Genomic DNA, 18,707 nt, shown 5'->3' with positions numbered 1-18,707 from the left:
TTTAGTGTAAAGTCCTTTATAATATTGGGATAATCTATAAAAATGGAGGTGTAAAACTATGAAGACATATAATTTAGCTTTTAGATTTAGAATATACCCAAATGAAGTTCAATCGAATTTGATTTTACAAACTTTTGGTTGTGTTAGGTTTGTATATAATAAGATTTTGGGTAAAGCTAAAGAGATTTATGAATTGGAGGGTAAAAATAAAATTATTACTCCTGCTTCTCTTAAATCTGAATTTCCATTTTTGAAAGAAATTGATAGTCTAGCTTTAGCCAATGCTCAAATGAATGTAAAAACTGCATTCACTAATTTTTTTCAGAAAAGAACAGCTTTTCCTAAGTTTAAATCTAAAAAAACAGCTAGAAAATCTTATTCTACAAATAGTGTTAATAACTCTATTAGAATAGAGAGTACTTTCTTAAAGCTTCCTAAATTGGGATTAGTTAAAGCTAAACTTCATAGAAATATACCTCAAAATTATAAAATTAAATCTGCTACCATTAGCCAAGAACCTAATGGGGCTTTTTACGTTTCTATTCTTACTGAATTTCAAAGAGATATAAAAGAAGTACCTAGCGATAACAATATCGTTGGACTTGATTTTTCTATGTCTGAATTATTCGTTAGCTCTGATAACCAAAGAGCTGATTATCCTAGATTTTTTAGAAAATTAGAAACTAAATTAGCTAAAGCTGGAAGAGAGCTGTCAAGAAAAGTTAAATTTTCAAGTAATTGGTATAAAGCTAAATTGAAAGTTGCTAAAATCCATCAATCTATTAAAAACAGTAGAAAAGACTTTCTCCACAAGTTATCAAGAGAATTAGTTACAAAGTATAATGCGATTATCATTGAGGACCTGCACATGAAAGGTATGAGTCAGGCATTAAACTTTGGTAAATCTGTCGCTGATAACTCTTGGGGATTATTCACAGTCATGCTTCAGTACAAGGCTATGTTTTTAGGTAAACAAGTAATAAAAATAGATAAGTGGTTTCCATCGTCAAAAACTTGTTCTTCTTGTGGAAACATAAAAGACTCGCTTTCTTTAGGAGATAGAGTATATAACTGTGAATGTGGTCATAGTATGGATAGAGACCTAAATGCAAGTATAAATATTCGTGAAGTTGGTAGAACACTACTGGCTTATTAAAATATATACAGGGTAGGAACTACCCATAGAGCTTGGTCAATATACTTAACACTAGTTAAGTACTTCCCAAGAAGCTCCCACTTCTATAAGTGGGAGTAGTTCACTGAGTTGTTTGAGCACTATGAAAAAGAGTATATTCAACTAGAAAAATCAGGAGCAAAAAATATTTGGAATAAGGATATCTTAAAGTCTAAAAATTACAAAGAGTTTACAAATTGGCATATTCAAGAGTTAGTAAGGCTTAGATTCTTACCAAAAGATTGGCCAGAGGATATTAAAACGAATATTGTACCGATGTCAGGAAAAGATATGTTTAACCTCTTAGCAGTAGGAAATGAAAAGGGTGCAGAAGAGATTTTAAAAAGAAATGGAGTTACAATTAAAGATTTAGAAAAGTGGAATGGAACGGATTTAGTTACAGATCTATATCGTTTTAGAAATGCTGGAAATTTAGCTTTAAATGATGTTTCAAATGAACGTGTGAAAGAGTATAGAGCTATGTATGAGCTATCTTTAAATAACAAAATTGAAGAGAATAAAGTGACAAATAGAGTGAAAGTTTTATTTAGTGTTTTGAATAGATTTATCAATGATTATCCAGATATAGATTTTATAATTGATATGAAATCAGGGGATTTAAAAGTTAAAAGATAGAGAAAAAATTAAATAGATTTGTTAAAAACCGTGGGTAAAAGCCTGCGGTTTTTTGATTAAATTAAAGATTGTTTAGAGTTAGAAAAAAGACTTCATATATGAACTATTTTGATCAAAATACTTTTTTATAAGTGTTTTTTAGATAAAAAAGTGAAATTTACTAAAATTAGAACAAAAGTTTGCAAAAATGACGCTCTTATTTTTATTTTAAGGGATTGCTAAAAAAAGAGGCTTATTCTAGATATGGGTGAAAAAATATCGCTTTAGAAAGAGTGGTGTGGGTCAAAAAAAGTGTTTGAAAAATTTCTATAAAGTCTTGATTATAGATGGTTTTAGAGAGAAAATTAATTTGTTAAGTTATTTTTTTAGTTTGTTTATAGGAATAGAAGAATTGAAAAAAAAGATAAAAAAGTGCTATAATTAAATAAAAAATATTTTATATAAAAAGGGGTCTTGAATGAAAGTAGAAGAGCAGGATAAAATAATATCATTATATAGTTACCTTTTAGAGATAAGTAAAAATTCAAGAAATATTTTAAAAAATATAGAAAAAGAAAAATGGAGTTATTTTTTACAGAATTTACCAGAGCATAAAAGCATTAAAGTTAATTTTGACGAAGATGGAATTTTTTTAGAAATAACTAAACCTCATTTATTGAAACCATTATTTATAGAAAATGAATTAGTAGAGTGGATAGTTGGAGATTGGAAAGATTATAGATCGAAGATAACTATAAAATCAGAAAAGATAATTGAGATTGAAAGAAATGTTGGAGTAGAAGATAAAGAAGTTGTTAGTGAAATTTTTAAAATTCCAGAAGAGATATTGTTAAAACTGGAACTAGAGATAGAAAAAAGAAAAAAATGGACTCATGAACAAGGGATAATTCAAAAAGTTCGAGATGTTTTTGATAATTTTTATATTAGATATTTAGAACTGAATAGAGATAGTGAAAATTTAGAATTACTATTAGGAAATGGAATATTAAGGAAAGAATTAAGTGGAATTTGCTATCCAATTTTATTAAAAAAAGTAAGAATTAATTTTGAAGCAGAAAATAATAAAATATTAATTTCCGATTTAGAAGATAAAAATCCAATAATGCTTTATACAGATTTTTTAAATGAAGAAGAGGTTGATTTAACAGGGGTATTAGAATTAGAAAAAAAGATTAAAGATATCTCTATTTGTAAAGAGGTAGAAATAGGTGGCTTTTTTAGAGAATTTATTCATAAATTGAGTAAAGATGGAATATATATAAAAGATGTAGAAAACGAGCAATCGCTGACAAAAAATAGTTTAATTATAGAAAGTAACCCGTTTTTCTTTATAAGAAAAAGGGAGAATGGAATATTAAAGACTATAGATGAAATAATTAAAGATGTACAAGAGTTTGAAAATATACCAACTCAACTTTCTGAATTAGTAGGAATTGTAAAATCAGAAAAAACTTTTCAAGAGAAAGATACTAAATCAGTAACTCCTATTGAGGATATCTTATTTGTAAAGGAGTCGAATAAAGAGCAAATAGAAATAGCTCAAAGAATAAATCAAAATAATGCAGTTATAGTTCAAGGTCCACCAGGAACAGGAAAAACTCATACGATTGCAAATTTACTAGGTCATTTTTTAGCACAAGGAAAAAATGTTTTAGTGACAAGTCAGACTAAAAAAGCACTAAAGGTTTTAAAAGATAAAATACCTGAAGAAATTCAAAATTTATGCATATCTGTATTAGATGATGATAATGGAGATATGAAACGTTCGGTAGATGGGATATCAGAAAATATAGGACGTTTAGATTCGCAGGAATTAAAAAGAGAAATTAAGATATTAGAAGAAAAAAGAAAGGACGAGTATAATGAATTAAAAGAGATAAAAAACAAAATGTATTCAATAAAGTATAAAGAAAATCAATCAATTGTTTATAATGGCGAGGGTTTTTCTGTAAAAAAGATTGGAGACTACTTAAGAAAAAATGAAAAGGAATTAAATAAAATAACAGGAGAAGTAGCAGTAGGAAAAGCATGCCCAATCTCAAATGAAGAGTTCAAATTTTTATATAATTATAAAAACAAAATAACAAAAGAAGAAGAAACTGAAATAAAAAATGGTTTAACAGAGTTAGAAGTTTTTAAAAATAAAGATGAATTTAAGCAACTATTAGATAAAAAAAGTGATATAGAAAATTTATTTATAAAAATTATCGAAGAAAAAAGATTTAATTTTCAAGAGGAAATCTTGTATATTGAAGGAGAAAAAATTGCAGATTTAGAAAAGTATGAAAGATATAATTATAAAGATGAATTACTTCCTTCGGAATTAAGAAAAATAGAAGAATGGCAACTTGAAATTATATTAGTAGGATGTAATGAGAATTCAAAAAAGGATCTTTATAAAGATTTGATAAAAAATATTGAGGAAGTTTATAATCTGGTTGATAAAAGTAGGAAAATATATTTTGATAAGATAATAGAGCATAATTTTATAGACATTTCAGAAGGAATAGAACTTTTGAAAAAATTTAAAGAAGCCTTAAAAAATCCGGGTTTTTTGTTTAAAAATAATTTAAAAAAAGCAAAAGATAATTTGAAGGGAAAAATTTATTATAATGGAAAAGAAATAGTAACAAATGAAGACTGTGAATTAGTTTTAAACTTTTTAGAGATAGAAAAAGAAAAGCAAAATTTAAAGAAAAAATGGGATATATTGATAAAAATAAATGAAATTTCTAAGAAAGAAGGGGATGAATTTTTAGAATATGCCTATAATTACATAAATAAATTAAACTATTTCCTAGAATGGAATAAAAATCAAAAGCAAATTTTTTTAAAAAATATAGAAGATGCAGGTTTAAATATAGACTATCTTTTAGATAATAAAAAAACAGAATTTATGTTTGAACAAGTCAAAATGATTTGTAGTCTAGGTCATAAATTAGAAAAGACCTTGAAGGTAATTCAAGCTGGAATGAACTTATTAAAAGTAAAGAAAGAATATGCGACATATTATAGTTTAATTTTGAAAAATTCAAAGCAATCATCCATGATTGAAACAAATATTAGGTTGGCTATTTATAATGAGAATTATGAAGAGTATGCTAGGTGGTTACAGATATTAGAAAATACGTCAGAAAAAAGAGTGCTATATAATAAAAAGCACGAATTATTAAACAAAATAGAAGTTGTAGCAAGGGATTTTTGTATGAGTTTAAAAAATGGAACTTTCGAAGAAGAGATTGAAGATATTTACGAAGTTTGGAAATGGAGTCAACTTTCGAAAAAAATGGAGGAATTAGAAAAAGAGCCTTATGAAGAATTGCAAGAACAACTAAAGCAAAGGTCTTTAAATTTGAAAAGATTGACATTGAAATTAGTTGAAAAAAAATCATGGTATCATGTTTTATGTTTTGTAGAGAGAAAAGATAATTTATTAATAAGTCAAGCTTTAAGAGGATGGAAGCAAACAATTGAAAAAATGGGTAAAGGAACAGGAAAAAATGTTGAAATGTATCGAGCTCAAGCAAAAGAAAAAATATCAAGTTGTCAAAAAGCTGTGCCAGTTTGGATAATGCCTATGGGTAAAGTTATTGATACTTTAAATCCTGCTAAAAACAAATTCGATATAGTAATAATAGATGAAGCTAGTCAATCGGATATTTCTTCATTGGTATTATTATATATGGCTAAAAAAGTAATAATTGTTGGAGATGATAAGCAAGTTAGTCCTCTAGGAATAGGGCAAAAAATAGAAAAAGAAAATATATTGAGAGAAAAATACTTGAAGGGACGAATCAGTAATTATGATTTATATGATACTAAAAGCTCTTTATATTCAATTGCTTCAACAACATATCAACCTTTAATGCTAAGAGAACATTTTAGATGTGTTCCAGAAATTATTTCATATAGCAATAAAACATCATATGACTACAAAATAAAGCCTTTAAGAGAAGCTAATAGCTCTAAATTAAAACCAGCTGTTATAAATCATAGGGTCTTAGGAGAAAGAGGAGTAGATGGTAAAACTAACATAGTTGAAGCTGAAGCGATTGTAAGTTTGATTTGTGCTTGTTTAGAAGAAGAAATATATGAAAATTCATCATTTGGAGTAATATCATTGTTAGGAAAAGAGCAAGTAGATGTAATTCAAAAATTGCTGGTAGAAAAAGTAGGGAGCTCTAAAATAGAAAAACATAATATTCTTTGTGGAGATGCAAGTCATTTTCAAGGAGATGAAAGAGATGTTATATTTTTGAGTATGGTTGATAGTAATCTAAACGAGGATGGACCTTTAAGAAAAACAGGTGATGGGGCAGAGGGTTCAGTAAAGAAAAGATATAATGTAGCGACAAGTAGAGCAAAAAATCAGATGTGGATAGTACACTCTCTGGATAAATTAAATGATTTAAAAAATGATGATATAAGAAGAGAACTTTTAGAATTTGCAGAAAATCCAAATTATTTTATGCAAGGAGAGAATATTGAAAAAAAATCAGACTCTATTTTTGAAGAAGAGGTTGCAAAGTATCTTTCAGCTAGAAATTATAATATTGAACAACAATGGCAGGTAGGTGCCTATAGAATTGATATGGTTATTTCTTATGGAAATAAAAGAGTAGCAATCGAATGTGATGGAGATAGATGGCATAGCAGTGAAGAACAAATTCGAAATGATATGGAGCGTCAAGAAGTACTAGAGAGATGTGGCTGGGAGTTTATTAGAATAAGAGGAAGTAAATACTTTAGAAATAAAGATTTAACAATGGAAAATGTGATAAAAGAGTTGGAGAAAAGAGAGATTTATCCAGAGGATATTAGAGCTGTAAAAACAGAAAGTGAGATGGAGATTACAAATAAAATAAAAAATAGATCTTTAGAACTTCTTGAAGAATGGAGAGAGAATTATAAAAATCCTGAAATTATAGATGTGAAAGAAGAGAATGTTTTAGATATTAAAGAAGTAAACCTAGGATTAGAAGAAACAGAAAAAGTTGAAAGAATTCAAAAAAATATTATAGAAACTTTAAATAATAGCAAGGAGTTACAATTAAATTTATCGTTTGAAAAAGAGATGAAAAAAATAGAAAAAAAGAACATATATACTTTTTTAAATGAACACCAGATAGAATATATCGATAATAATGAGAGTTCTGGATTGCTGTGGATTATCTATACTCCTGAAATAGAAGGAAAAGTAGAGATGTTTTTACAGACTGAAAACTATGGATATACTTTTGATAAAAGAGGAGCAAAAGCTACAGGAAATAGAAAAGCTTGGAGAATAAAAATGAAGGAGGCTTAGAATGAGTAAACAAGAATTAAAATTTGAAATTTTAAATGAATTGGGAATTCTCTCAGAGGGAAGTAAGGGGTGGAAAAAAGAATTAACTCGTATAAGTTGGAATGGAGAAGAACCAAAGTATGATATTAGAACTTGGGATCCTGAACATAAAAAAATGGGGAAAGGAATAACATTAACAGAAGAAGAGTTAAGAAAATTAAAGGATTTGATAGAGAGAGAATTAGAAATACTTGAAAATATATAAAGTGAAGAGAGTGTGAGAAAATACACACTCTATTTTTTTGTTAAAAATTTGAAAAGAAATATCAAAAAGTGTTATAATTAAGTAAAATTAAAAATTTTATTAGGGGAGAAATTGATGGAGTTTTTAGATAATAAAACCAATGGAAGGGTTATAGATAAGTTGAAGGATGATCTGAGATCAGGAACAAAGGTTTCTATTATCTCAGCATATTTCACTATTTATGCCTATGAGCACTTAAGAAAAGAGTTAGGGAAAATAGAAAGTTTAAGATTACTTTTTTCTGAGCCAACTTTTATAAAAGATAAAAAAGATATAAACAGAGAGTTTAAATTAAGTGGAAGTTACGAAAGAGGCTTAGCTGGGGATAGATATGAAATGAGCCTTAAAAATGAACTTAAACAATCTGAGATAGCTAAAGAGTGTGCAGATTGGATTAGAAATAAGGTAGAAGTTAGAGCTTATGATGAAGAGTATTCTCTTCCACAAAAAATGTATTTGATGGAGAATAAAAAACAGGAAAGTTCTTGTATTATTGGAAGTTCAGATTTCACTTCTGGAGGACTTGGACTAGTAGCCTCATCTAAACCTGAAATGAATACATATGTTAAAAACAGCATGTATACCTCTCAAATGGTTAACCAATTTAATATGTTTTGGAACGATACCTCAAAAGTTAAAGATGTAAAAAAATCACTATTAGAAACTTTAGAGGGAGTTTATAAAGAAAACACTTCAGAATTTATTTATTTTGTTACTCTTTACAATATTTTTAAAGATTACTTAGATAATCTAAGTGAAGAGGATATTGTAAAAAGTAAAACTGGATTTAAAGAGAGTGTTGTTTGGAATAAACTATATAATTTCCAAAAAGATGGCGTTTTAGGAGCAATAGATAAGCTAGAAAAATATAACGGCTGTATCTTAGCTGATTCAGTTGGACTTGGTAAAACTTTTGAGGCTCTTGCTGTAATAAAGTATTATGAATCAAGAAACAACAGAGTTCTTGTACTATGTCCTAAAAAGTTAAGAGATAACTGGCTGACATATAAAGGAAATAGAAAAGATAATGTTTTAGAAAAAGATAGACTTAACTATGATGTGTTAAATCATACAGATCTTTCTAGATACTCTGGATATAGTGGTGAAATAAATTTAGAGAAAATATATTGGGAAAATTATGATCTAATTGTTATAGATGAATCACATAACTTTAGAAATAACAATAATAAAAAAGATGATAAAGAAACTAGATATTCTAGACTATTAAATCAAATTATTAGAAAAGGTATTAAAACAAAGGTTCTGATGCTTTCTGCAACTCCTGTTAACAATAAGATGAACGATTTGAAAAATCAAATCGCTTTTGCAACAGAGGGAGAGGATGCAGCTCTTAATATTCATGGAATAAAAAGTATAGAGCAAACTTTAAGAAAAGCTCAAATGGCTTTTAACAGATGGTCTGATCTACCTGAAGAGAAAAAGAAGTTAGAAACTCTTTTAGAGTTTTTAGAGATGGATTATTTTAAACTTTTAGATATGCTTACTATAGCTAGATCTAGAAAACACATTCAAAAGTATTATGATACATCAAGTATTGGTAAATTCCCTGAAAGATTGAAACCAATAAATATAAAAGCTGACATAGATAAATTAAACGAGTTTATACCTCTTCCAGATTTAAATAGATTGATAAGAAGTTTAAACTTAGCAATCTATTGTTCTATTAAATATGTTCTTCCTAGTAAGATAGATGAATATAGTAAAAAATATGATACTAAAACTGGAAAGTCTGTATTTAAGCAAGTGGATAGAGAGGAAAGTTTAGTACACCTAATGAGAATAAATATCTTAAAAAGAATGGAAAGTTCTATTTACTCATTTGGATTAACAGTTTCAAAGTTACTGAAAAATATAGATTCTGCATTACAAAAATTAGATAGTTGTGAAGATATTGTAGAAGACTTTGATATTGAAGAGATTGATATAGATGATAATAGATTAGATGGTGTTTTAATAGGAAGTAAGAAAGTTAAAGTTCTTTTAAAAGATATTGATCAAATTAAATGGAAATCTGAACTGGAAAAAGATAAGGAGATTTTAGAAAAGCTTTTAAAAGAGGCTTATTTAATAAATCCAGGAAGAGATAAAAAGTTATTAGAGTTAAAAAAACTTATAACTAATAAAGTACAATCTCCACTAAATTCAGAAAATAAAAAGGTTATAGTCTTTACAGCTTTTGCGGATACTGCAAAATATCTATATGACAATATTTCAAAATACTGTTCTGAAGAGTTAGGAATTCATTCAGCTCTTGTAGTTGGAAGTGACAATCCTAAAAGTACTTTAAAAGGTATTAAAAATGAATTCAATACAATTCTTACAAACTTCTCTCCAAGATCTAAAGAAAGAGGAGAATCAAATCTACCTGAGATTGATATTTTAATTGCAACTGATTGTATTTCAGAGGGACAAAACTTACAAGATTGTGATTATTTAATAAACTATGATATTCACTGGAATCCTGTTCGTATTATTCAAAGGTTCGGAAGAGTTGATAGAATTGGATCTAAAAATGAAGTTATACAACTTGTTAACTTCTGGCCTAATATGGAGTTGGATGAATATATCAACTTAGAAGCTAGAGTTAGTGGAAGAATGGTAATGCTAGATATGTCTGCTACTGGAGAGGAAAACATAATAACTGACAGTGAGAATATGAATGATTTAGATTACAGAAAGAAGCAGCTACATCAACTTCAAGAGCAAGTCGTTGATTTAGAAGACATAAGCGGTGGAATCTCTATAACAGATTTGACATTTAATGATTTCAAAATGGATTTAGTTAACTATATGAAAAAGAATAAAGAGGTTTTAGAAAATACATCAACTGGAATGTATGCTGTTGCTAAAAGTAATATAGAGGAAGCTGAAAAAGGGGTTATATTCTGCTTAAAACAGATTAATAATGAATTGAAGCCAAGTGAGCATAATCCATTAAATCCTTATTTCCTAGTTTATATAAAAGATGATGGAGAGGTTTTACTAAACTTTATTCAAAGTAAAAAAATCTTGGATCTTTACAAGAAAGTTTGTAGTGGAGAGGATAAGGTTTATACAGATTTAATAGCACAGTTTAATACAGAAACAAGTGAAGCTAAAGATATGAAAAAGTTTACTAACTTCTTGGAAAAAACAGTTCAAAACATAATTGGAAAAGAAGAGGAGAAAGGTCTAGAGAGCTTATTCAGCTTTGGAGAAACTATTCTAAATAACTCAGCACAAAACATGGATGATTTTGAGTTGATATCATTTTTAGTTATAAAGTAGGAGGAGAATAAAATTGAAAATTAAAAATATACAATTAAAAAATCATGAAATATTAAAAAATTTAAATATAGATTTTTTGGATAAAGATGGAAAAGCTCAAGAACTTATAGTTATAGCTGGAAGCAATGGGAGTGGTAAAACGAATTTATTAGAAGCTATTTATAATTATTTTTTGAATAAAAATAATGAAGTGGTAAGCGAAACAGAAATTGAATTTTTAAATGAAGAAGCTGATTTAAAGAAATTATCTAAAGTTATATATATGCCAACAGAAATAAATTTTTCAGAGATAAAAAATGCTAGTGATAAATATAAATATGAGTACAAATTTTTAAATAAAGTTGATTCGAGTATAGTAAAAGATATTCCATCATATTTAGCAACAAAAGTAAAACTGATGCAAAAAAATAACGAAGATATGACTTATAAGCAGATAAAGGATAAAGTTTCAGAGGAAACAAATAAAATATTCAAAGAGTTAGAGTTAGATATAAAAATGATTGGATTTACTCCTGATGAAAAAGATTTACCATTATTTAGTAACTCTTTTGGAGAAGTTTTTGATATTAATGGACTTTCTTCTGGAGAAAAGCAACTTTTTATGAGAGCACTTACCCTTAAGATGATAGAGGCTGAAAATGCGATAATATTAATTGATGAACCAGAGATATCTTTACATCCAAAATGGCAACAAAAGATAATAAAAATATATCAGAATATAGGTGATAACAACCAAGTAATAATTGCAACACATTCTCCACACATAATAGGAAGTGTTAAGAATGAGAATGTAAGAGTAATGAAAAAGAGCAGTTCAGGAATAGAGATAAAAAAACTGAATGAGTTAACATATGGTCAATCTATGGACAATATTTTAGAAAATGTTATGGAATTAGAGCTTTAATTATAAGTTATAAAAAATAGGTAGAAAATAGATAAAGGAGTCGAAGCGTATGGAGATATTTAATTTTCCTAAAGAGTTGAAGATAGATAAGATTGTACCTAAAGAGATAATTTATAGGGTTGCAGATGCAGATGAAAAATTAAAAAGAATATTTGTAGAAAATGTGGAAAGAATCAGACTCCAATATATATTAAATTATAAGAATACAAATATTGAAAGCTATATAGACAGTAAAGAGCGTTATGAAGAGATTAACTTTTTGAAAGTTGAATTAAAAGAAAAGGGAAAAGAAAATACAGTTTCAAAGCTATTACATCAGCTTATTCCTAAAGCAACTGTTGTAATCTTAGGCTTCGAAAATGAGATACTAATCTCTTTAGCTAAAAAGGAGATTACAGAGAATACTTTTAAAGTCGAAGAGTTGCAAAATAGTTTATGGATAAACAATGATGACGAATATTTAAAAGAACTTATTTATAAAAATTTTAATTCAACTAATTTGAAACTATTCTACGAAAGCATAATAGAAAAAATAAAAATATATAATCTATCTAAAACTCTAAAAATAGATTCAAACATAGATACTAGGAACATAGAAAAACTAGAGGCTTTAAATAAAGAGATAGAGGAATTGAAAGCTCTTAGAAAAAAAGAGACTCAACTTAATAAAATAGCTGAGATTCAAACTAAACTAGTGGCTAAAATGAAAGAAAAAAAAGAGTTTAAATAGGGATTTGATTGACACGTATTTATTTTTGAGTTATAATTTTATCAATGAATAAATAAGATCCGTACCCCTATAGCCGAAAGGCATATCGCTTAGAAATAAGTGGTAACATAGGGGTCTTTTTTTTAGATAGGTAAGGAAAGGAGTTAACTTGAACGAAAAGTATATTGATTTTTTAGCAGAAGAATTACAAAATCAAAAATTAGTTATTTTTGTTGGAGCAGGAGTTTCAATGAATAGCGATTTGCCTAGTTGGAGTTCATTGGTAAAATGTTATGCAGAATATATGGGAATAAAAAAAGATAATTATAGCTCTGAAGAAATGTTAGAAATTCCTGAAAAATTTTATAATCATTTTGGAAAAATAAAGTATTATGATATTTTAGAAAAAACATTTAAGGGTAATCACGAACCAAACTTTATTCATAAAGCTTTGAGTAAACTTAATTTAGACTATATAATAACAACAAATTATGATAATTTGATTGAAACTGAATTAAATGAAAATAATGAATATGATTTGGTAACTAAAGATGAAGAGTTAGCATATTCAAAATCCAAAAAAATGATAATTAAAATGCATGGCGATATAGAAAATAGAAATGTTGTTTTAAAAAAAAGTGATTATGATAAATATGAACAAAACTTTCCATTAATAACAACATTTGTAAAAAGTTTATTTACAACAAATACGGTTCTGTTTATAGGTTATTCATTGAATGATATAAATGTTAAAAATATTATGAAGTGGATTAGTGATATATTGAATGAGGACTTTAGAAAAGTATACCTTGTTAATTTTGAAAATAATGAAAATAATAATAAATTAATAAATGAGATTTCATTGGAATGTTTAAATGGTAACAAAGGTGAAACATTGGCTGAATTTTTAAAAGATTTAGAGTCTAGAAGGAAAAATAATGAAATGAAAGAAAACTTTAAGATTTATGAAAATTTAAATTATATAACAGAAGATAATTTAAAAAAAATTATAAAAGATATAAGCGTTTCTAAATACTTTCTTTCGGATGAAGGGATAATAACAACTAAAGGAATAACAGTAGAAAAAATGGATGATTCATATAAATATAAAGACATATTTTTTAAAGCTCGGGTTAATAATATAGTTATAAATAAACCTGAGAAAATAGAGATTAATGAGTTGTTTTCTAATGAATATGAGAATAGCATAGTAAATTCAATAATGATTTTTGATAAAAATAAATTTGAAAATTTAATCCATGAAATAAAAAATAATTATCTAATAGCGTGCGGCTTTACATTTTTTAATGAATTTCAAAAAGCTAAAGAAGTAATTGAAGAATATAAAATTCAAAAGTTACCCAGAGAGAAAATTATTTGGAATAATTTTATTTTGTCAAATATTCAAAATGAAGAACACAGATTCAACTTTGAAAATAAGGATAAAATTGATTTGAATAAAATATATAGAAAGTTTTTTAAAAATGAGACAGAGTTATATAAAGAAATTTTTGAAAATTTAACTTTGAGCAAAATTGAACAAAAATTTGAAAATTATTTATATAAAATAAGAGGAAATAAAAATAGTTGTCATTTAGGAATGACAGTAATAGAAAATTCAGAATATTATATAAAAGAAGCTTTCAATCATTGTATATTTAATGGAATAAGTTTGAATAGCTTTGAGATGTATAAAATTACAAAAAAATATTTAGAAATACTATTTATAGCTTATACTAATGAAGTTCAAGATGGTAAAAAGTTTTTAGGTAAAGGTTCAAAATTTGAAAAAATAGATAAGGTTTGTTATCTTGATATTTTTTTAATGATACAATTAAATTTAAATGATTTAAAGCTATTATTTAAAGATTATTTTATAGATGAGTTAAAATGTGATAAATCATGTGTTGAAAATCTAATTCTGAGTTTGAAAAATATTCTTGATTTTTCAGAAAAATCGAAAGAAAAGGTAAATGGAATACTTCAAAAGATATTTTTTTTATTATCAAAAATGTCTCTAACAGAAGAACAGGCTAATAAATGTATAACTACTATTTTAAATGACACTATTTTTTTTGAATTATTTATTTCTAGTCACATTTTGTATCGAGAGACTGTTTCCAATTTTATAAATTTTCTTTATACAATAATAAAGAAGCTAAAGAGCGATATATTAAAAGATTTAATTTTAAAAATAGTTGATGAAAAAGATTTCATTAATCCGAGCTCGGATTTGATTAACTTTTTAACCTATCATTTTAAAGAAAAAACAGAAGATAAAATTATAGAGTCTAAAGAAATTTTAAATTTTTTAGAAAAAAGTAATTCAGAGATTAGATTATATTTTACAAGAATTTTAGAGGAAAGTTTAATTCAAAAGATTGTTAACGAAGAAAAAATAAAGTTAGAAGAAAAATTTGAAATGTTAACATATATATTAATGATAGATTTAGAATTAATAACTCCTAATTTTTCTCAAGAAAAATTGATTATAGAGCAGTTACAAAGTTTAGATTTAGATAAATCCTTAGTAAGTACGGCAGATGTTATTTTAAATAATATTTTTTATTTACTTTTAAACAACTTAGTAACGATTGAATTCATAGAATATATGAAAAATTATGACAATGAAAATGTGATTAAGTATATTGAGAAAAAAGAATTTCAAAATATTTTAAATTATTCTTTAGATAAAAAAAACTTTGATTATTCTCTATTTAAATTATATGATTTTGAAATTTTTACTAAAAAAGGACTAAGAGAATTAATTAAAAATTCAAATAATAATAAAAATTTACTTTGTTTACTACAAAATTATATAAAATCAAAAAATAAAAATGACATAATATTAGAAGCGTATTTAGAATATATAAATGGAGATGATTAAAAAATGGAAAAACTAAATGGAACAAGCATGAATATAGTTCAAGATAATATAGAGAAATTAAAACAAATATTTCCTGAAATATTTTCAGAAAATAAGATTGATTTTAATGCTTTAAAAGTTGTATTAGGGGAACATATTGATACAGAAAACGAGAGATACTCTTTCAATTGGCATGGGAAATCTAATGCAAGAAGAATAGCACAAGAAACGAGTACTGGAACACTTTTACCTTCAAAAGAAGACTCTAAAAATTGGGATAACACAGATAATTTATATATAGAAGGTGATAATCTAGAAGTGTTAAAACTACTTCAAAAATCATATCATAACAAAGTTAAAATGATATATATAGATCCTCCGTATAATACTGGAAAAGATTTTGTATACCCTGATAACTTTAAAGACAGTTTAAAGAATTATTTAGAAATAACAGGGCAAACTGGAGAAGAGGGACAAAAGCTAAGTACAAATTCAGACAGCAGTGGAAGATACCACTCTGATTGGCTTAATATGATATATCCAAGATTAAAGCTAGCAAGAAATCTACTAACAGATGATGGAGTAATATTTATATCGATAGATGATAATGAAGTTACAAATTTAAAAAAAATATGTGATGAAATATTTGGAGAAGAAAATTTCATAGTCGATATAGCTTGGCAAAAGAAATTTGCGAGACAAAATGATGCAACTTACTTTTCAATTATGCATGAAACAATTTTAGTATATTCAAAGCTTAAAAAGAAAACAAAAGATAGTAAAGATGGGTTTGAATTGTATCGTTTAGAAAGAACGGAAGAAGACAATAAAGATTATAAAAATATTGATAATGATTCTAGGGGACCATGGAGATCAGTTGTATTTTCAACAGCATCTGGAACAGAAAAGTTAAAATATAAGATAACAACGCCTTCGGGAAAAGAAGTTTATCCTCCAAATGGTAGATATTGGGGAACGAATAAAGAAAACTTTAATAAATTGGTATCTGAAAACAGAATTTGGTTTGGAACAAGTGGTGAAAATCCACCAAGGTTAAAAACTTTTTTATCAGAAGTCAGTTCAGGAATTGTTCCTAATTCACTATGGTTTTATAATGAAGTAGGGCATAATCAACAAGCAGCACAAGAGTTGAAAAAACTTTTTGATGGGAATGCATTTTTTGATTATCCAAAACCAATAGATTTATTAAAAAGAATGTTAATTTTGAGTTCAAAAAGTAGAGATATTATCTTAGATTTCTTCTCAGGCTCAGCAACAACGGCTCATGCTACTATGCAGTTAAATGCAGAGGATGGGGGAAATAGAAAATATATAATGGTGCAACTACCTGAGCCTACACCTGAAAATTCAGAAGCAGCAAAAGCAGGATACAAAAACATCTGTGAAATAGGAAAAGAAAGAATCAGAAGAGCTGGAGAAAAAATTAAATCTGATGAAAGTTTACCTTTAGAAAATAGAGAAAAATTAGACGTTGGATTTAAAGTATTTAAGCTAGACACTTCTAATATTAAAGAGTGGGATTCAGAAACAGAGGATTTAAAGCAAACTTTATTTGATTCAGTAGATAATATAAAAGCTGATAGAACTTCACTAGATGTTCTTTATGAAATTCTTTTAAAATATGGATTAGATCTTAATGTTTCAATCGTAGAGAATAAAGATTTCTATTCGATAGGAGGGGGAACTCTTTTAGTTAACCTGGATAAAGAGATAACTTTAGATGTCATAGATTCTATATGTGAAGAGTATAAGATGCTATTAGAAATAGATGAAGATTATAAAACTACAGTAGTACTAAGAGATAGCTCATTTAGTAATGATGTTGATAAAACAAACGCTATTCAAAAGCTAAAACAAGCTGGAATAAAAGAGATTAGGAGCATATAGTTATGGAGATGCAAAATAAAACCGAAATTTTTTATGAAAATATTTTAAATATTTTAAAAAATTCTAGAGAAAAGGTATTGAAAACAGTAAATATAACCATGGTAAAAACCTATTTTGAAATAGGAAGGCTAATTTTAGAAGAGGAGCAAAAAGGTGAATATCGAGGTACTTATGGTAAAGAACTTTTAAAAAATCTCTCTATAAGATTAACAAAGGATTTTGGAAAGGGATTTTCTGAAACAAATTTAAAGCAGATGAAAACCTTTTATGATGTTTATAAGATTCGTCAGACACTGTCTGACGAATTCAATCTATCTTGGTCTCATTATCTTATTCTTATGAGAATATCTAATATAGAGGAAAGACAGTTTTATGAAATTGAAGCTTTTAACAGTAATTGGAGTTTAAGAGAACTTAGAAGACAATTAGATTCAGCTCTTTATGAAAGATTAGTTTTAAGTAGAAATAAAGAATCTGTAAAAGAGTTATCGTTAAAAGGTCAAATAATAGAAAAACCAATAGACGTAATAAAAGATCCATATGTACTAGAATTTTTAGGGCTTCCAGAGAAGCACCAGTATTCAGAGCATGATTTAGAATCAGAAATAATTAACAAGCTAGAGATGTTTTTATTAGAACTAGGAAAAGGATTCACTTTTGTAGGAAGACAAGTTAGATTTACTTTTGATGAAAAACATTTTAGAGTAGATTTAGTTTTTTATAATAGATTATTGAGATGCTTTGTTCTTATTGATTTGAAAATAGGAGAAGTAACTCACCAAGATTTAGGTCAAATGCAAATGTATGTTAACTACTATGATAGATTTATTAAATTACCAGAAGAAAATAAAACTATTGGAATAATAATATGTCGTGAAAAAAATGATACATTGGTAGAGATAACACTGCCAGAAAACAACGAGCAAATCTTTGCAAGTAGATATGAAACAATTCTTCCTTCAAAAGAGGATATAAAAAAATTAATTATGGAGGAGGAATAATATTGAAAATAAAATTTGAAGATGATTTAAGTTATCAATTAGATGCAATCGGATCTATTACAGATATATTCTCTGGTCAAGAGAGCAACAAAACAATGTTTACTGTGGAAAAATCAACAGGAGCTCAAATGGTTTTAGGAACAGTTGAAAATGAACTTGGTATAGGAAATGGCTTGATGCTATTTCCTGAAGAGATTTTAAAAAATTTAAACTCTATTCAAGTTAAAAACGGATTACCACAAACTAAGAAACTAAAAAAAGATGATTACAACTTCTCAGTAGAGATGGAAACAGGTACAGGAAAAACGTATGTTTATTTAAGAACTATAATGGAACTAAACAAACAATATAATTTTACAAAATTTATAATAGTTGTTCCATCAATAGCTATCAAAGAGGGAGTTTACAAAACTTTAGAGATTACTAAAGATCACTTTAAAGGATTGTATGATAATGTACCTTATGATTATTTCATATATGATTCTAAAAAGATAGATATGATAAGAAACTTTGCTGTTAATGATACTATTCAAATTATGGTTATCAATATAGATTCTTTTAATAAAGACAGCAACGTTATAAAGCAAGAAAGAGATATAGACCAATAGATTATATCCAACAGTGTAATCCAGT

The 18,707-nt window shown here is 26.7% G+C and carries 11 protein-coding genes; all 11 read left to right on the top strand.

Going from position 1 to position 18,707, the window contains the following annotated elements; translation table 11 throughout:
- Nucleotides 1-58 precede the first annotated feature (58 nt).
- The 11 genes from Q0O83_RS02615 to Q0O83_RS02565 all read left to right on the top strand — a co-directional run bounded on the left by Q0O83_RS02615 (nucleotide 59) and on the right by Q0O83_RS02565 (nucleotide 18,682).
- Nucleotides 59-1,156, top strand: coding sequence for an RNA-guided endonuclease TnpB family protein (locus Q0O83_RS02615; RefSeq protein ID WP_294093930.1), 1,098 nt, complete (start codon nucleotides 59-61; stop codon nucleotides 1,154-1,156).
- A gap of 108 nt (nucleotides 1,157-1,264) precedes the next feature.
- On the top strand, nucleotides 1,265-1,810 hold the full coding sequence (locus tag Q0O83_RS02610; protein WP_294093928.1) for a hypothetical protein: 546 nt from the start codon (nucleotides 1,265-1,267) through the stop codon (nucleotides 1,808-1,810).
- Between the two features lie 457 nt (nucleotides 1,811-2,267).
- Complete coding sequence (locus Q0O83_RS02605) at nucleotides 2,268-7,115, top strand: AAA domain-containing protein (protein WP_294093926.1); 4,848 nt, start codon at nucleotides 2,268-2,270, stop codon at nucleotides 7,113-7,115.
- A gap of 1 nt (nucleotide 7,116) precedes the next feature.
- Nucleotides 7,117-7,359, top strand: a complete 243-nt coding sequence (locus Q0O83_RS02600) for a PC4/YdbC family ssDNA-binding protein (RefSeq protein ID WP_294093923.1) — start codon at nucleotides 7,117-7,119, stop codon at nucleotides 7,357-7,359.
- A gap of 114 nt (nucleotides 7,360-7,473) precedes the next feature.
- On the top strand, nucleotides 7,474-10,686 hold the full coding sequence (locus Q0O83_RS02595) for a helicase-related protein (RefSeq protein WP_294093921.1): 3,213 nt from the start codon (nucleotides 7,474-7,476) through the stop codon (nucleotides 10,684-10,686).
- A gap of 13 nt (nucleotides 10,687-10,699) precedes the next feature.
- Nucleotides 10,700-11,590, top strand: a complete 891-nt coding sequence (locus Q0O83_RS02590; protein WP_294093919.1) for an ATP-binding protein — start codon at nucleotides 10,700-10,702, stop codon at nucleotides 11,588-11,590.
- 49 nt (nucleotides 11,591-11,639) lie between these two features.
- Entirely contained in the window at nucleotides 11,640-12,320 is a 681-nt protein-coding gene (locus Q0O83_RS02585; protein ID WP_294093916.1) for a DUF4391 domain-containing protein, read from the top strand.
- Between the two features lie 148 nt (nucleotides 12,321-12,468).
- Complete coding sequence (locus Q0O83_RS02580) at nucleotides 12,469-15,186, top strand: SIR2 family protein (protein ID WP_294093914.1); 2,718 nt, start codon at nucleotides 12,469-12,471, stop codon at nucleotides 15,184-15,186.
- A gap of 3 nt (nucleotides 15,187-15,189) precedes the next feature.
- A complete protein-coding gene (locus Q0O83_RS02575) occupies nucleotides 15,190-17,073 on the top strand; it encodes a site-specific DNA-methyltransferase (protein ID WP_294093912.1) in 1,884 nt (627 codons plus the stop codon).
- Nucleotides 17,074-17,075: 2 nt separating this feature from the next.
- Complete coding sequence (locus Q0O83_RS02570; protein WP_294093910.1) at nucleotides 17,076-18,074, top strand: PDDEXK nuclease domain-containing protein; 999 nt, start codon at nucleotides 17,076-17,078, stop codon at nucleotides 18,072-18,074.
- 2 nt (nucleotides 18,075-18,076) lie between these two features.
- A complete protein-coding gene (locus tag Q0O83_RS02565; protein ID WP_294093908.1) occupies nucleotides 18,077-18,682 on the top strand; it encodes a DEAD/DEAH box helicase family protein in 606 nt (201 codons plus the stop codon).
- Nucleotides 18,683-18,707: the final 25 nt, after the last annotated feature.

Origin of the sequence: uncultured Cetobacterium sp. (assembly GCF_945952365.1) — a bacterium.
Lineage (GTDB): Bacteria > Fusobacteriota > Fusobacteriia > Fusobacteriales > Fusobacteriaceae > Cetobacterium_A.
Note: the sequence above shows the minus strand (reverse complement) of the source record. Positions and strands in the feature narration are given on the sequence as shown.